This is a genomic window from Bacillus sp. SORGH_AS_0510 (assembly GCF_030818775.1).
Lineage (GTDB): Bacteria > Bacillota > Bacilli > Bacillales > Cytobacillaceae > Neobacillus.
The window spans coordinates 2,434,395-2,450,736 of the sequence record NZ_JAUTAU010000001.1; the positions used below are offsets into that span (position 1 = coordinate 2,434,395).

20 protein-coding genes and 2 pseudogenes are annotated in these 16,342 nt (G+C 36.5%); 13 read left to right on the forward strand and 9 right to left on the reverse strand.

What is annotated here, in order from left to right; genetic code table 11:
- The first annotated feature begins 5 nt into the window (after positions 1-5).
- From QE429_RS12530 to QE429_RS12570, 9 genes and pseudogenes are all read left to right on the forward strand, one after another.
- Positions 6-1,529, forward strand: coding sequence for an aldehyde dehydrogenase family protein (locus tag QE429_RS12530; RefSeq protein WP_307287351.1), 1,524 nt, complete (start codon positions 6-8; stop codon positions 1,527-1,529).
- Positions 1,530-1,544: 15 nt separating this feature from the next.
- Positions 1,545-1,838: an ethanolamine utilization microcompartment protein EutM gene (gene eutM / locus QE429_RS12535; protein ID WP_307287352.1), complete on the forward strand. Its 294-nt coding sequence runs from the start codon at positions 1,545-1,547 to the stop codon at positions 1,836-1,838.
- Positions 1,839-1,869: 31 nt separating this feature from the next.
- Positions 1,870-2,514, forward strand: a pseudogene (locus QE429_RS12540) (phosphate propanoyltransferase); the annotation flags it as partial.
- A gap of 240 nt (positions 2,515-2,754) precedes the next feature.
- Entirely contained in the window at positions 2,755-3,057 is a 303-nt protein-coding gene (locus QE429_RS12545) for a EutN/CcmL family microcompartment protein (RefSeq protein ID WP_307287353.1), read from the forward strand.
- Positions 3,032-3,406, forward strand: a complete 375-nt coding sequence (locus tag QE429_RS12550) for a BMC domain-containing protein (protein ID WP_307287354.1) — start codon at positions 3,032-3,034, stop codon at positions 3,404-3,406. Before QE429_RS12545 ends, QE429_RS12550 begins: the two co-directional genes overlap by 26 nt.
- Positions 3,407-3,457: 51 nt before the next feature.
- Complete coding sequence (mdh, locus tag QE429_RS12555) at positions 3,458-4,399, forward strand: malate dehydrogenase (RefSeq protein WP_307287355.1); 942 nt, start codon at positions 3,458-3,460, stop codon at positions 4,397-4,399.
- Positions 4,400-4,519: 120 nt separating this feature from the next.
- Entirely contained in the window at positions 4,520-5,923 is a 1,404-nt protein-coding gene (gene eat / locus QE429_RS12560) for an ethanolamine permease (RefSeq protein WP_307287356.1), read from the forward strand.
- Between the two features lie 161 nt (positions 5,924-6,084).
- Entirely contained in the window at positions 6,085-6,225 is a 141-nt protein-coding gene (locus QE429_RS12565; protein WP_307287357.1) for a hypothetical protein, read from the forward strand.
- A 20-nt stretch (positions 6,226-6,245) separates the two neighbouring features.
- On the forward strand, positions 6,246-7,781 hold the full coding sequence (locus QE429_RS12570; RefSeq protein ID WP_307287358.1) for an amino acid permease: 1,536 nt from the start codon (positions 6,246-6,248) through the stop codon (positions 7,779-7,781).
- A 47-nt stretch (positions 7,782-7,828) separates the two neighbouring features.
- On the opposite strand, the gene QE429_RS12575 is transcribed toward QE429_RS12570, so the two are convergent.
- From QE429_RS12575 to QE429_RS24450, 5 genes and pseudogenes are all read right to left on the reverse strand, one after another.
- On the reverse strand, positions 7,829-8,065 hold the full coding sequence (locus QE429_RS12575) for a hypothetical protein (protein ID WP_307287359.1): 237 nt from the start codon (positions 8,063-8,065) through the stop codon (positions 7,829-7,831).
- A 50-nt stretch (positions 8,066-8,115) separates the two neighbouring features.
- A complete protein-coding gene (locus tag QE429_RS12580) occupies positions 8,116-8,811 on the reverse strand; it encodes an aspartate/glutamate racemase family protein (RefSeq protein ID WP_307287360.1) in 696 nt (231 codons plus the stop codon).
- 128 nt (positions 8,812-8,939) lie between these two features.
- Positions 8,940-9,497: a CPBP family intramembrane glutamic endopeptidase gene (locus tag QE429_RS12585; RefSeq protein ID WP_307287361.1), complete on the reverse strand. Its 558-nt coding sequence runs from the start codon at positions 9,495-9,497 to the stop codon at positions 8,940-8,942.
- 357 nt (positions 9,498-9,854) lie between these two features.
- Positions 9,855-10,097 carry a hypothetical protein gene (locus tag QE429_RS12590; protein ID WP_307287362.1) on the reverse strand — a complete coding sequence of 81 codons (243 nt, stop codon included), beginning with the start codon at positions 10,095-10,097 and terminating at the stop codon, positions 9,855-9,857.
- A gap of 4 nt (positions 10,098-10,101) precedes the next feature.
- A pseudogene (locus QE429_RS24450) lies at positions 10,102-10,149 on the reverse strand (hypothetical protein); the annotation flags it as partial.
- Between the two features lie 199 nt (positions 10,150-10,348).
- On the opposite strand from QE429_RS24450, the gene QE429_RS12595 reads away from it, so the two are divergent.
- From QE429_RS12595 to QE429_RS12605, 4 genes are all read left to right on the forward strand, one after another.
- Positions 10,349-11,440 (forward strand): CotH kinase family protein, encoded by a 1,092-nt coding sequence (locus QE429_RS12595; RefSeq protein WP_307287363.1) that lies wholly within the window; start codon positions 10,349-10,351, stop codon positions 11,438-11,440.
- 138 nt (positions 11,441-11,578) lie between these two features.
- Positions 11,579-11,836 carry a class I SAM-dependent methyltransferase gene (locus QE429_RS12600; RefSeq protein ID WP_307287364.1) on the forward strand — a complete coding sequence of 86 codons (258 nt, stop codon included), beginning with the start codon at positions 11,579-11,581 and terminating at the stop codon, positions 11,834-11,836.
- 17 nt (positions 11,837-11,853) lie between these two features.
- The gene (locus QE429_RS24455) at positions 11,854-11,964 is read left to right on the forward strand and encodes a hypothetical protein (protein ID WP_373463197.1); all 111 of its coding nucleotides are present in this window, start codon (positions 11,854-11,856) and stop codon (positions 11,962-11,964) included.
- Between the two features lie 93 nt (positions 11,965-12,057).
- Positions 12,058-12,330 carry a hypothetical protein gene (locus QE429_RS12605; protein ID WP_307287365.1) on the forward strand — a complete coding sequence of 91 codons (273 nt, stop codon included), beginning with the start codon at positions 12,058-12,060 and terminating at the stop codon, positions 12,328-12,330.
- Between the two features lie 24 nt (positions 12,331-12,354).
- Here QE429_RS12605 and QE429_RS12610 read toward each other — a convergent pair whose 3' ends face one another.
- From QE429_RS12610 to QE429_RS12625, 4 genes are all read right to left on the reverse strand, one after another.
- The gene (locus tag QE429_RS12610; protein WP_307287366.1) at positions 12,355-13,371 is read right to left on the reverse strand and encodes a hypothetical protein; all 1,017 of its coding nucleotides are present in this window, start codon (positions 13,369-13,371) and stop codon (positions 12,355-12,357) included.
- Positions 13,368-14,246 (reverse strand): ABC transporter permease subunit, encoded by an 879-nt coding sequence (locus tag QE429_RS12615; protein WP_307287367.1) that lies wholly within the window; start codon positions 14,244-14,246, stop codon positions 13,368-13,370. Before QE429_RS12615 ends, QE429_RS12610 begins: the two co-directional genes overlap by 4 nt.
- 130 nt (positions 14,247-14,376) lie before the next feature.
- Positions 14,377-15,381 carry a hypothetical protein gene (locus QE429_RS12620; RefSeq protein ID WP_307287368.1) on the reverse strand — a complete coding sequence of 335 codons (1,005 nt, stop codon included), beginning with the start codon at positions 15,379-15,381 and terminating at the stop codon, positions 14,377-14,379.
- Positions 15,378-16,256 carry an ABC transporter permease subunit gene (locus QE429_RS12625; protein WP_307287369.1) on the reverse strand — a complete coding sequence of 293 codons (879 nt, stop codon included), beginning with the start codon at positions 16,254-16,256 and terminating at the stop codon, positions 15,378-15,380. Before QE429_RS12625 ends, QE429_RS12620 begins: the two co-directional genes overlap by 4 nt.
- Between the last annotated feature and the right edge of the window lie 86 nt (positions 16,257-16,342).

Below are 16,342 nucleotides of genomic sequence, written 5' to 3' on the forward strand. Positions count from 1 at the left end.
CCCAGGTGCAGTTTGACCATGATTTACAATCAATCCAAGAAATGCGGGATGCCCTTCAAAAAGCAAAGGAAGCGCAACAGAAGTACATGGCGTTTTCACAAGAGCAAGTCGACGAAATCGTGAAGCGGGTAGCGGAGGCTGCTTTTGCTAAATCATTGGAATTAGCAAAGTTTGCTGTTGAAGAAACTAGAATGGGTATTATTGAACACAAACGTATGAAAAATGATGTCGGTTCAATGGCTGTATACCAATCTATCAAGAATGAAAAGACAGTTGGCATTATTAAAGAGGACCATGCTAACAAGGTAGTGGAAGTGGCGGCACCATTTGGAGTAATCGCTGGTATAATTCCAACGACCAATCCAACCTCGACGGCTATCTTTAAAGCATTAATTAGCTTGAAAACAAGAAATGGAATAGTTTTTAGCCCACACCCTAGAGCAGTTAAATGTACGATAGCGGCATTGGAAATTTGCTTGAAGGCCGCTAAAGAGGCAGGAGCACCTGATGGGATTATCGGCTGGATCTCTAAACCCACAATGGCAGCAACGACGGAATTAATGAAACATCGTGACATTGACTTAATCCTCGCAACGGGTGGAAAAGATTTAGTCCGGGCGGCTTATAGCTCAGGAAAACCAGCTTATGGGGTAGGTCCTGGCAATGTTCCGGTATATGTTGAAAAATCAGCAGATATAGCAAAAGCTATGAAAATGATTGTGGAAAGCAAATCATTTGACCATGGTACGATTTGCGCAACAGAACAAGCCATGGTGGTTGATCGCAATGTCCAGCAGTTGGCGATTAGAGAACTAAAGAAAAATGGCGCATATTTGTTGGATGATCAAGAAAAAGTCAAATTAGAAAAAGTCATTTCACCGCTTCCTGGAAAATTAAATCCTACTATTGTTGGACAAAGTGCACTAAAAATTGCGGAAATGGCAGGAATCTCTGTTCCTTCAGATACAAGGATTTTAGTGGCTGAAGAAACAAGAGTTGGCAAGGATGTACCTTTCTCTATAGAAAAGCTTTCACCCATCCTAGCACTATATACAGCGGATAGTTATCATCAGGCAAAAAAAATATGCTTAAGCTTGCTAAATCTTGGCGGGAGAGGACATAGTTTATCTCTGCACACGAATGATGAAAAGGTAGCAAGGGAATTTGCCCTAGAAATGCCAGTGTCAAGGTTGATGGTAAACACGCTCTCCTCGATAGGGGCGGTTGGTGCTACAACTGGTCTCGTGCCATCACTGACACTTGGCTGTGGCTCTTTTGGAGGCAATATTACTTCAGACAATGTATCTGCCAAGCATTTAATCAATATAAAAAGAATGGCATATGGAAATAAAGAGGTGATCATTCCAAAGCCAGGAAATCATCCTAGTCAAACAAAATCAGACTCAAAGGAAAATGTATCAGAAATTGTTGAACAGGTTTTAAAACAAGTAAATCTTGCAGGAAACGTAGACCCAAAATTGATTTCTGAAATGGTGAATCAAGTTTTAAAAAAATATCAAATGAACTAATAGGAGGAATGGACAATGGCAAGAGAGTTAACAGCATTAGGAATGGTTGAAACAAAAGGGTTAGTGGCATCAATTGAGGCAGCTGACGCAATGGTAAAAGCGGCAAACGTCAACCTAATTGGAAAAGTTCAGGTTGGAGGAGGCCTTGTAACTGTATTTGTTCGCGGGGACGTAGGTGCGGTAAAGGCAGCAACAGATGCTGGTGCGGCAGCTGCACAACGTGTTGGAGAGCTTTTATCTGTACACGTCATTCCACGTCCACACAATGAATTGGAAAGCATTTTACCAAAATTAGAAGCTGAACTCTAATCTTTAGCTTACTAGGTTAGGAGCATAAGTGATGAATAAACAGGCCATTCAAATGATCGTGGAAGAGGTCATTCAGCAATTTTTGAATAAAAATTCGGTGACTCGTAACATTCCGATGGCTGTTTCTGCCCGACACTGTCATGTAAGTCAAAGCGATATAGAAGTGCTATTTGGTAAAGGATTTGAATTAACTAAAAAAGCTGATTTATCACAACCAGGTCAGTTTGCTGCAAATGAAACGGTGATGATTGTCGGACCAAGGGGTTCTATTGAAAAGGTCAGAATTCTTGGTCCTGCCCGTTCGCTCACTCAAGTAGAAGTAAGTAAAACAGATTCGGTTAAATTGGGGGTAAAACCTCCGATTCGTGAATCTGGAAATATTAAAGAATCGGCTTCTATTACACTAGTAGGCCCAAAAGGAAGTATTTTTAAAAAAGAAGGTCTTATTATAGCCCAGGCACACATCCATATGACACCTGAAGATGCATTGAATTTTGGAGTGGAGAATGGAGAATATGTACGGATTAAAACGGGCGATGAACGTCCTGTATCCTTTGAAAAAGTACTTATCCGTGTATCAGCTAGATATAAGTTGGAGATGCATATTGATACAGATGAAGCGAATGCAGGTCTGATTACTAGCGGAGATATGGGGATTTTAGAGAAATATGAGGAAATGGACGAAGTGAAGAAGGAAAGTTTTGTCAAACTACCCGAAAAGCAAATTGCTATTGAGCAATTTAATGAACCAGTCGTCTTTGAAAATAAGCTTTTATCACAAAGAGATGTACAAACATGGAAGGACCACACAATTACGATTTATAAGCATACAATCGTAACCCCTTTAGCACGTGATACCGCAAGAGAGTTAGGGAAAACCATCAAGGTAATTGACTAACGATGGGAGATGATTTTTTTGCAAGTTGGTACAGTAATCGGAAATGTATGGGCGACTAGAAAGGAAGACCATTTAACTGGATTGAAATTTTTATTTGTGCAGCCAGAGCTTCCTGATGGATCGCCAATTCAAACCCCCTTTATTGCTGTAGACCGAATAGGTGCAGGTGTTGGGGATAAAGTGATGGTAACTTTAGGTAGTGCTGCAACGAATATGGCAGCAGAGACTAGTCTACCTATCGATGCCCTTATTATCGGTATAATTGATTCGATAGACGTTACGGGAGGTGCCGAGCATGGCAAAGGCATTAGGAATGATTGAAACGAGAGGGTTAATTGCCTCCATCGTGGCTGCAGATGCAATGGTAAAAGCGGCCGATGTCAGGCTCATAAAGAAAGAAAAGGTAGATGCAGGCCTTGTGGCTGTTTTAGTGGAAGGCGATGTAGGAGCCGTGCAAGCTGCCGTTGATGCGGGAAAGTATGCAGCAGCTAAGGCAGGAGTGTTGGTTTCCGCACATGTGATTCCACGTCCTGATGATGGTGTAGGAGTGATTCTTGCAGAGCAGCCAAAAAAGGATCAAGAAATATCGAAAACAAATAAAAAGGATACAAAAGCAAAATCGATTTCACCTAAAGTTGATTCTACACAAGAAGAACCTCCAATCAACTAAACGATTAATCTGAAAATCTACTATGAGTAAAGAATATGGGGGGAGAAGAAATTGGCTTTCAAACGGAGAAAAATTGCAGTAATCGGAGCAGGATTTACCGGTGCAACGGCTGCATTGATGCTTGCTCAGAAAGAATTAGGTGACCTGGTTCTAGTAGATATTCCATCTCAAAGTGATCCAACCAAAGGGAAAGCACTTGATATGTTAGAAGCAAGCCCAGTACAGGGATTTAATGCAAATATTATCGGTACCTCCAATTACGAGGACATTCAAAATGCAGACTTAGTTTTAATTACTGCAGGTATTCCTCGGAAGCCAGGAATGAGCCGTGATGATTTAGTCTCTACGAATGCTAAAATTATCGAGCAGGTATCAGAAAATGTAAAAAAATATGCACCCGATAGTTATATCATAGTTCTAAGTAATCCAGTTGACGCGATGACATATGTTTGCTATCAAACTACTGGGTTCCCAAAGAATCGTGTTATTGGTCAATCAGGTGTGTTAGATACAGCCCGATTTAATACGTTTGTAGCACAGGAATTGAATATATCAGTTGAGGACATTTCTGGGTTTGTACTTGGTGGTCACGGGGATGATATGGTACCTTTAGTGCGTTTTTCTTATGCTGGAGGAATCCCACTGGACAAAATTCTCCCACCGCATCGGATTGAAGCAATTGTAGAAAGAACGCGTAAGGGCGGCGGTGAAATTGTCAATTTACTTGGACAAGGAAGTGCTTATTATGCTCCTGCTGCATCAATGGTCCAAATGGCGGAGGCCATACTTAAGGATAAAAAGCGCATTTTACCATCCATCGCTTATCTAGAAGGTGAATATGGCTATCATGATCTTTATTTAGGGGTTCCGACCATTCTTGGAGGAGATGGAATAGAAAGTATTATTGAGATCCCCTTAACTCCTGAAGAGAAATCTGCATTAGATAAATCTGCACAATCCGTTCGAAATGTTATGACTATTTTTAACAAGTAGTTCAAGTCTATTAATATTGTAAAATAAGGTTTACATTCTCCTACGAAAAATTTTCAGAAAAAGACCTAACAATTGTGGAAGTTCTAAATTTAAAAATGTTCTTAAAAGGGGACGATCTTATTGGAGAAAGAAAAGAACCATCTGCATAAAAGTCTGACGCCTATCCATTTATGGGGTATAGCAGTGGGTATGGTTATCTCTGGTCAGTATTTTGGTTGGAATTACGGGTTTGAGCAAGGGGGTACCATTGGCCTTGCTATTGCCGCACTCATAATTACTGTTTTCTATACGACGTTTATTTTTAGTTACTCTGAGTTATCAACCTCTATTCCACATGCGGGTGGTCCTTCGGCTTATGCTAGAAAGGCAATGGGGCCGTTTATGGGGTTTGTAACAGGGTTAGCCTGTTTGCTTGAATTTGTATTTGCTCCACCAGCAATTGCTGTTTCAGTGGGTGCATACATTAATTTCTTAGTTCCTAGCATTAATGCCGTCTATGCAACAGTCGGAATGTTTGTTTTGTTTATTTTAGTCAACCTCATTGGGGTAAAGGGAGCTGCAATTATTGAATTGGTAGCTACCATTATGGCACTTATTGGTTTAGCAATTTATTATGTAGCAGGGTTACCACATGTACAAACATCTAATATTTTTAATGAAACGGCCTTCTCAAATGGCTGGTCAGGGGTTATGGCTGCCATTCCATTTGCAATTTGGTTTTTCCTGGCTATCGAAGGAGGCGCCATGGCTGCAGAAGAGGTTCGTGATCCGAAGAAGGATATCCCGAAAGGATTCATCTCAGGAATTTTAACACTTGGTATTGCAACGGTTTTAACTTTATTTGTAACAGCGGGACTTGGAGGCGGGACCGGCAAACCTGCAGATTATCCACTTCCACAAGCCTTATCAAGTGTTTATGGTGAAGGTAGTATTATTCCAATCACGGTTGCAATTATTGGTCTCTTCGGTTTAATTGCGAGTTTACACGGAATTATTATTGGTTTCTCCCGCCAGACGTTTGCTTTGGCGAGAGCAGGTTACTTACCAAAATTCCTTTCTAACCTTTCAAAAAGAGGCGTACCGCACTGGGGTCTAATTGTACCAGGTGCAATTGGTGTTATTGCTGCAGGTTCTGCAAATTTCGCCAACGCACTCATAATCCTTTCTGTATTTGGTGCGATTACTATGTACTGTTTAAGTATGGTTTCATTATTTGTATTAAGAAAGAAAGAACCAAATATGGATAGACCATTCAAAGTAAGTTACCCAGTTGTACCAGCAATTGCACTTACATTAGGTGTATTTTCTTTCTTCTGTGTTGTTAAATACAGTGTTCTAACAACATCTTTACCATTGTTTGGAGTAGAAATTCCCTTAGGTTATGTTATTTTATCAATCTTTGGAGTGGCACTTGTCTACTATTTCTTAGTAGGTTCTAAAAACCTACGACCAATGTCCGAGGAATTCGTTTCCATTGAAGACGTCACTTCACATGAAGAATTAAAAGATGTTGCAAACAGATAAAATATAACTATTGAAAAGATTAAGCGGTCTCCTTAGGGGGGACTGCTTTTTTAGTAATCTATGATTCATAGTGAATATAATTAGTTTTTTTGGAATAATCATAGTAATAACTTGACCCAATTTGGTCTTAGTTCAAACCTTTTAGAAGGGGGTGAATGTGAATGGAAGTCGTAATTGGATTCGCTTTGGTGATCATTACACTTGTAGTTGGTTCAGCCATTGGTCTGAGAGCAAATAAAAATGTTAGAGCTTTTAATGAGGAAGAACATGAGATTTTCGTTGGAAGTGATGAAAAAGTCTAAGCACGAAAGGAGAAAAAGCTATGAAAAATAAAGATCAACAAATGCTGGCAGACAAAAAGCAGCTCAATCGTTATGGATATGCACAAGAATTACTTCGTGATATGGGTGGATTTTCAAACTTTGCCATTTCTTTTTCCATTATTTCGATTTTAACAGGTGCTGTTTCTCTATACGGCCATGGATTACTGTATGGGGGACCTGGGATGATGGGATTTGGTTGGACCATCGTTGCCCTTTTTGTATTGTTAATTGCGGCCTCTTTATCTGAACTCGCTTCAGCAATCCCAACAGCAGGGGCTTTATATCACTGGGCTGCTGCTTTAAAGGGCACGAGAATTGGCTGGTATACCGCCTGGATAAATTTAATTGGCCAAATCGGAATTGTAGCAGGAATCGATTATTCTGTCGCCTTATTTGCAGACCCACTCCTAGCAACTATTTTCAACTATTCTTCTACTGATACTACCATCTTAATAGTTTTTGGCATCGTCCTCCTTTTACACGGAATCCTAAACCATGTTGGCATTAAAATTGTTGCTAAATTGAATGATTTTTCGGCTTGGTATCATATGATTGTTGTTGCCATTTTAGTAGTGAGTCTTGCCTTTTTTACAAAAGATGGGCTACAGCCAATCGATTATTTATTCCAAGTGGGAACAACATTCTCGGATAAACCTTATTTTCTAGCCTTTTTAATTGGTTTGTTGCAAGCACAATGGACCTTTACAGGTTATGATGCATCTGCGCATACGATTGAAGAGACGGTTCACCCAAGGGTACGTGCACCATGGGGTATTTTCAACTCTGTCGCATTTTCTTTTGTATTTGGTTTTATCATGCTTTCATTTGTTACACTTTCAATTCATGATGCGAGTGGAGCGGTTAACTCTGATAATGCTTTCATCTATGTTATCAGCCAAGCATTAGGAGGTACATTTGGAAATATCGTTCTTTGGCTCGTTACATTTGCTATGTTCTTCTGCGGTCTCTCATCAATCACCTCGTTTTCACGCATGATGTATGCTTTTTCGCGGGATAAAGGTATGCCGTTTAGCAAGCACTGGGCAGAAATCAGCCGAAAATATCGTACTCCAGCAAAAGCCATTTGGCTCTCAGTTATTCTTTCTTTTGTCTTAGCCTTAATCGATTACATCACAAAGTTCATCAATCCAGACGTAGGTTACTCTACGATCGCGTTTTTAACGGCGGTGAGTGTAGTTGGTTTATATGTAGCTTACGGCATTCCTATCTTTCTGAAATTAAGGGCTGAATCAAAAGGGATATTCTTACCTAAACATTACGGTCCCTGGAGTTTAGGAAAATGGAGCAAACCAATTAATGTAATTAGTTTAATTTGGATTCTCTTTATTTGTATCATCATGGTAATTCCTCCAAATCAAATGGCTGCCTACGCGTTAGGAGGCATGTTTGTCATTCTAATCATCATGGATTTGGGTTATTACAAAAAGCATTTTAAAGGTCCTCAAGCTGCGTTAGAAAAATCAGTTGAAGAAATTAAAAGATTGGAAGAAGAATTCGAACATGAAAAACAATAAAAAATAGAAGAGCAGTGCCCAAATTGTATGGGTGACTGCTCTTTGTCTTAATGAAAGTGTGTTTTGTTTTTATTAGCATAGACTTTCTCTGCTATGAAACTGAGGGAAATCCCAATAATAAATGGAACTAATGAGCCTGTTTTAACGAATAATCCATTGGTGCTAACCTTATATTGATATTCGAACATTAACCATTCAATCTTAAAGAGATGTCCAATCGCATAAAATAGACCTGTTCCTAGTACAAATGTAGTAAAACCGACTAGAAATTTCTTAAACTTCATTTATTCACTCCTTTCATTGATGGTAAATATTCATTTATCACATGGGTGGCTCAATCTGTCCCAAGTGCTCTGTTAACAGCATCAAGAGCGTGAATAGATGTTGTATCAAATAACGGTACATTACAGTCTTCTTGTTTAACTAATAAACCAATTTCAGTACAGCCTAAGATGATTCCTTCTGCACCGTTTCTAATTAGATGATTAATGGTTTCTTTAAATGAAGATCTTGAAGAAGGGAGAATTCTCCCTAAGCATAACTCTTCATATATTATAGTATTAATCATTTCTCTTTCCGGCTTGTCAGGGATTAGTACTGTAAACCCTTGTTCTTTCAGACGAGATTTGTAAAAATCCTGCTCCATCGTATACCTGGTTCCTAGCAAGGCAATGGTCTTCATACCATGTTTTTTTATTTGGATTGCTGTTGCGTCTGCAATATGTAAAATGGGTATATTAATTTTTTCTTTAATGAGATCTATAACTTTATGCATGGTATTCGTACAAATCAAGATAAAGTCTGCGCCACCTTTTTCCAATCCTATTGCAGCATATGCTAATATTTCTCCCGCTTTTGCCCAATTCCCTTCAGATTGGCACTGTTCAATTTCAGCAAAATCGACACTGTATAGGAGGCATTGAGCTGAATGTAAACCACCTAATCTCCTCTTCACTTCCTCGTTAATCAGGCGATAGTATTCCGCTGAAGATTCCCAACTCATTCCACCTATTAACCCGATAATTTTCATAAGTTCCCCCCTTAATATACTTAATAATTATAATGACGATGAAAGGAGCATAAAGTTTCAGCTAATGTGAAACGTGTACTTCTCTATTTTTTACATTGGAAACAGGACTCACATAGAATTTTAATGTATTAAGAATAAATAGAAACATAATAGCAGGGACCATATAATGAAGGAGACTGGAAACTGCAGTTTCGTGCCCTGTTTCTTTGACGATAAAAAGAGCGCCCTTTTGAATTACCAACTAGACCAAAGAAAAGACCGTAGGCAATATTTAATCCATAATGAAGCCCTGTATCTGCCGAAATTGACCCAGTTCTATAGAATGCGAAAGTTAATGAAAGTCCTAAAATTATTGAAAAAATCATGTTGCTGAGACTAAACCCAGCATACCAATAGTCATCAAGTGCATAAATTAAAATACTTATTATAAAGATCCAGACAATATGAATCTTTCCTTTTAATAGATTGATTAGATAACCTTTGACAATTAAATCAATAATTAGTGATCCAACTAAATAACCAATGAAGACTTCCACTAAGGACATTATTAAATTTACAGGCCCGTGAATGCTTACTAACTCTAAGTCGCCAATGTAAAATTGTGTACCGAACATAATTAACCAAAACTCAAAGCCAATCAGAAAGCTGATGAAAAAGTTCTTTTTCCATCCAGGTTGAAATAGCATTCCGATTCCTTTTAATCCGTCTAGTCCCACCCATTTTGAAATATAGAAAGCTAACGGAAAGAAAAGGAAAATGGATCCAAATTGAAGATATGGATTTCCAAGCTGAACGGAAATTAAATTAAAATACAAATCTAATATAAGAAAACCGATAAAGCCTTTTAGGATGTTTTTAATTAGAATACACCTCCAATAAAAAAGGAATTAACTAGTTAATTTTACTCTATTTAAAGGTAAAATCAACCAATTCTTCCATTCCTTTAATCCCTTAGAATTCCGGCAAAAAAATAAAGAGGTGAATCCATCCAAGGATTCATCCTCAGTTCTTTTCTAAATGGATGTTTTAACGTCTGCGTACTCTTAATTGCCACATGTTTCCATTATCCCAATATGTTTTCGTTTGATGATTGCTACGAGAACTGTTTTGCCAACAAGATTTAATTTTAAAGCATTTGGTTGGATATCTTCTTGTAGTACAGCGATCTCTTGATGTATTTCGTCTAGTTGTGTGTCTACTTGAATGGCGAGTAGTTCTTCGACTAGAGGATGAAGTCTCTCTGTCACGGCTTGGTCCTCTGAACATAAAATCCCCAAAACCACCATGTCTTACCTCATCAGCTGCCCTTTGTATATTTTCTGATGAAAATTCACTCATTTTAGCACCTCCTTTAAAGATAGAAAAGGGAGTACGAATTTTATTTAAACTTTTACCTAAAAACCTCACTCTTCTTTTACCAATTTACGTTGGTGGAGCAATTTTTGTATGAGAAAAAGGCCTATCAAAGGAAAAATTCCTATCCAACCGTGACAACTTTACTTGGATATTCATACGAATAAAGGAAGGAGGAATAAAAATGGGCGAGGTTATAAAAGTACCAGAATATAAGCTTTTTATTAACCCAAATGACTTAAAGGAACTAAAAAGGGACATTTGGATTGAAGAACCTGTTCCAGCTCAGTTAACCATTGAAGGAAAGCGGTTTGAAATTGATTTAAGTTATCGGGGATCACATATACGAAATTTGCCCAAAAAGTCCTACCAGATAGGCTTCTATAAACCAGCGACCTATAGAGGATCGAAACTCGTGCATTTAAATGCTGAATATAAAGACCCCTCACTCATTCGAAACAAACTATCTTTTGACTTTTTTTCGGATATTCAAGTTTTAGCACCAAGGTCTCAACATGTTTTTTTGACACAGAACGGAAGACCAGAAGGGGTATACTTAGAAATTGAATCTGTGGATGAAAATTTCCTACGAAAAAGAAACTTAAATAATGGAAGCATTTTTTATGCACTTGATGGTGATGCTAACTTTTCCCTTATGAGTGAATTAGACAATGAAACAAAAAAATCACTAAGTTTGGGCTATGAGAGAAAATGGGGAGATCAACAAGATAATTATTATTTAGAAGAATTTATCTTTAAAATAAATACCATAGGACAAAGGGAATTTGAAGAAGAAATACAAAATTTTGTGGATGTTAATAAGTATCTTCGGTGGGTTGCTGGAGTTATATTTACTTCGAATTATGATGGTTTTGTTCATAATTACGCATTATATAGGAACAGTGATACGGGTTTATTTGAAGTTCTTCCGTGGGATTATGATGCTACATGGGGAAGGGATGTTAACGGAAAGACTATGGAAGCTGACTATGTTCCAATAGATGGTTTTAATACATTAACGGCAAGAATTTTAAACGTAGATCACTTTCGTAAGCAATATGTAAACATACTAAAAAAAATAATGAAACAGCAATTCACTCTAGACTATATGGTTCCCAAGGTGGAACGATTGCTTCAATTGATTAGACCATATGTCTTAAAAGACCCTTATAAAAGTAAACAAATGGAACAATTCGATAATGAAATGGATGTTATAAGAGAATATATAATTGAAAGAAGAAATTATCTAAATCGAATGATGGTCCGTTTAGAGTGAAAAATTGTAGCTTTTAATACATTGGAAAAATTTATATTTAGTTGATATATTTCTATTACGGAAATCCTTTTTCTGGAACCATCCAAATGACTGGATGGTTTTTTTCTCTGGTTTAGATGATTTGAAAGGAGAGTAGTCGTGAGTATTTTCTATGAATTACATAGAGACATTCCTAGAGAAGGTCCTGGAAACAATGAATCAACTAGGAAAGCATATAAAATTATTGAAAAGTACGTGTCGAAACCATTTATTTTAGACATTGGCTGTGGTCCAGGAATGCAAACGATGGAACTTGCTTCTTTAACAGAAGGAAGCGTCTTGGCAACTGATGTAAATGATGGATTTCTAGAAAGATTAAATGAGGTAGTAAAAAGAGAGGTTTATCACAAAAAATAACTATTGAAAAAGCTAACATGAAGTCGTTGCCTTATGATGAAGGACAATTTGATATCATTTGGTCAGAGGGAGCTATTTTCATCATCGGATTTGAAAAAGGTTTAAGGGAATGGAAGAAATACCTTTAAGAGAATGGGATAATTGTTGTTTCAGAGCTTTCCTGGATTAAAAATGACCTACCGAAAGAAGTGGAAGAGTTTTGGAGGAATGCCTATCCTGGGATGGACGGCATCAAGGAGAATAAGCAAAAAGCGGAAAAGATGGGCTATGAAGTTATTGAAACGTTTGTCCTGCCGGAGTCTGGCTGGTGGGATCATTACTATACTCCATTAGAGGAAAGAATTAGATTGTTCCGGGAAAAGTATCAAAATAATCAAGGGATATTAAACAGTTTATCAGAATTTCAAACCGAAATAGATTTGTATAGAAAATATCCTGATTACTACGGATATGTATTCTATCTATTAAGAGGGGACAGTCCCCCGTTGCGCTAAAGCGCCGGGGGACTGTCCCCTTATTTATTTTAGTTCTCTTTGTAAGGTAAAGTCACTTGTTTTGACGGAGTATGTTAAGTTCTGATCTTTCAGTTGTTTTTTCTTTTTTGTTTTTTTCTTTTTGGATATAATTCCTAATGCGTTTATGTCTAATGCTTCATCAAGTTCATTCTTAATCATATTGATAATGAGAATTAAGATAAAATAACAAGCAAGCGGGATTAGTACAACCCATGGTGACATGTAGAATTCACGGTAATTTTGGCCAACCAGACCGGCCCATTCCTTTGAAATGGAATTTAGAAGTGGTAAGCCACGAACTTCTTCCTTTGAAACTCCCCCAATGTATACCTGAAAGGCTCCTAAATACATCATAAGTACAAGTGTTCCTAGAAGCTGTTGGATAACCATCAATAAACCATATGAAGTCAAATACGGTTTAAACTGGGTCTTTAATACATGAAAATGATCTCCTCCCATTAAATATGAACATTGGATAAATGTTTTCTTTTTTAATTCATCAACAATATCTACAGTCATAAACAAAACGGAAGGAATCCCCATTATGACTAGAATAATAATCTGATAGATCATTACACTATAAATGGAATCTTTAATATAAGTAGTTGAAACTGGGTACATAAGTACTAAAGTAATAAGAATAGGCGGTACTAAATTGAATACAACCAGAAAATCCTTTACTAGCGGCAGCAAACGTTTGAACCATAAGGAAAATAATAATCCGAATATGCTGCCAAGTAATACTCGAAAAAGGGTAACACCAAAAGCAGTTAATAAAGTAAATTTTGCACCATATATCATCATATACAGTATATCCGCACCATTCCGATCAGAGCCTAAGAGGTAATGAGAGGATGGTGGAATCGGCGGTACCCCTATTAAATTTCCTTTTTTATCATATAGATAGGTCACTTTATTAAAATCCGCAGGGCCATAGTATGGATACAGTAAACTGGCAAATAGAATAATACTTAGAATGGATAATCCAATAACGGTCTTTTTATATTTTTTAAATTTCATATCGTACTTGTTCCTTTTCTATTTCTTGAGCTCATCACTATCTTAGCAATCATATTAGCGATAATAACAGGTACAGCAAAAAGGAGAAATCCAAAAACAAATGAGATGGCTCTTGTACCATACATAGAGCGTAACACATCCACATACCCGTGTATGTTAAACAAGTATTCCACTACTATTATACTAGATAAAAGGAACCAAATTATCGTTCGTAAATGAATGAGTAATAACGGAAGAACGTTCCGGATTATATGTTTTACATAAATTGTTCTTAATGGCGTACCTTTTGCTATTGCAAATAGTACATAATCTTGTTGTTCTTCGTTCGCAAACTCTTTTAATAAAAATTGTACTAAGAAAATAGTAGGTACAAAACTAACTATAACAATTGGCATGAAATATGGCTCGGTATAATTCCCTCCATAAAGCTGAAATAATTTAATATGAAATGTTTTATATAAATAAATGACTAAATACTGTAATAGGAAGACGATAAGTAAATCAGGTGCTGTAGTAGTGAAATCTATAAATCCGCTTAACCGTTTTCGAACGGTTAAAGGTAGTAACATAATTGTGGTGGACACGATAAACCCAAATACTATTACTACCAGAAGGGAAACAGACAATATAGTCATAGTATAAATATATTTTTTCATTCCATCGTCTTCAAAAAATCTTAATATGTATGGATATTGTTCGAATTGGAACAACCAGGATAAGTTATTTTGCACATATTCTTTGTATTGGCTAAAATGAAATTCAATATTTTTGTTATTTACATTGAAGACCAATAGAATGGGAATGTTTAATAAAAAGATAAAACCAGCTATCATCGCTAGTAATCTAACTGGAAGATAGGCAATTTTTTTAATCACACACACTCATTCCTTTCTTAATATTTTTAATTGTAAGGATAAATATATACTACCTTTCGACGAATTTCCACAATATTGTAAAAAAAGAGTCTCAGCCCTGTTGAGACGCTGACACTCGTTCAGTAATATGCTAAGTCATTTCTTTTTGTAAGGTAAAGTCTGCAGCAACAATTGTGGTTTTGCTCGAGCCTTGTTTTTCTTGTGACTTTTTGAACTTCTTCTTTTTTGTTTTATAAGCTAATGAGTTAATATCCCAAGCTTCTTCTAGTTCTTTTTTTATCATGGTTACAATTAAAATAAGAATAAAATAACATATTAAAGGGGTAAAGACCAGGTAGGGAGTGCGATAAAACTCATCAAAGTTTTGCCCAATAAGTCCAGCCCATTCTTTTGAGTTTGAATTAAAAAGTTCTAATCCACGTACATTGTCTTTAGAAATTCCACCGATATAAATTTTATAGATTCCAAGGTACATAATAAGGATAAAGGTATTCAGTAATTGCTGGATACCGATCAATACCCCATAAGACGTTAGGAATGGTTTGATTTGTCTTTTTAATACATGAAAATGCGTTCCGCCCATCAAGTAAGAAGTAAGGATAAACGATTTCTTGCTTAGTTCCTCGATAATTTCTGAAGTAGTCACTATAACAGAAGGAATTCCTACAATAGCTAGGACCACAATTTGGTATAGCATAATACCATATATTGCATCTTTCATATAGAAAGAGACCCTACCCATAAGAACTAGGGTAATAATTATAGGCGGTACTATTTTATAAACTAAAAGGTAATCTTTAACAACCATTAAAAGAGGTTTAAACCATAATGAAAATATAATACCTAATATTCCACCAACAAAGACTCTTAATATGGTTACGCACAATGCTATTAAAATGGTAAATTTCGCACCGTAAAGTATCATAAGAAGAATACTTTCACCATTTCGGTCTGTACCTAACAGGTAATAGGATGAAGGAGGTATGGGTGGGACACCTACTAGGTCTCCTTTATTGTCATACAAGAAATAGATTTTATCGAAATCACTTGGACCGTATAAAGGATAGAGAAGACTTACAATTAGTACACATAATAAAAAAGATGAACCCCAAATTGTCTTTTTATATTTTTTCATATACTAGGTGTTTCCTTTCTGACCATAATAAGTTTTACTACATAACCAACTGCGCTCACAATAACAAGAGGTAGGGAGAAAAGGAGAAGTCCTACTACAAAAAGAACCACCCTGGTCCCGTACATATATGTAAGAGCAGCGCTATAGCCTTTGATATTTAGAATGTGTTCTATCACGTAAATACTCGAAAGCAGAAACCAGACTATGTATTTTAAATGAATGAGAATTAATGGAATAATATTTCTGAAAATATGTTTGATATAAATTGTTCTTAATGGAAGACCTTTCGCCTTTGCAAACAAGACATAATCTTGAAGTTCTTCTGAAGAATATTCTTTTAAAATCAGCTGTGATAAAAAAAGTGTTGGAACAAAAATCACTATGAATATTGGTACAAAGTATGGTTCTGTTTCCACACCTCCATATAGTCGAAAAAGCCTAAAATTGTACGTTTTAAATAGAAAGAATACAAGGTACTGTATTAAAGCGATAATAAGCAAATCTGGTACTGTCGTGGAGAAGTCTATAAAACCTTTAAACCGCTTTTGGATAGATAATGGTAGGAGCATGATGCCTGTTGCGATGATCAAACTGAGAATGATTACTATCAATAGTGCAATACCTAGTAACGACATGGTATACAGATATCTATGGATGCCGTCTCCTTCAAAGTACTGTAAAATCCAAGGATATTCATTTGTATGTGTAAACCAACTTAAGTTACTTACTACATATTCCTTAAAAAAACTAAGTCTAAATTCAATTTTTAACTGATAAGGATTAAATGTTAATAAGATAGGTAAATTCACAGCAGAAATAAAACCTACTAATATCACTATGAAACGAATGGGTAAAAATATCTTCTTAGTATACAAGGTTTTCAACTCCTTCATTCATGATTTCCCGCAATAACAAATATATCTTAGAAAAAAAGAGAATTCCACAATTTTGAAAATTTTAT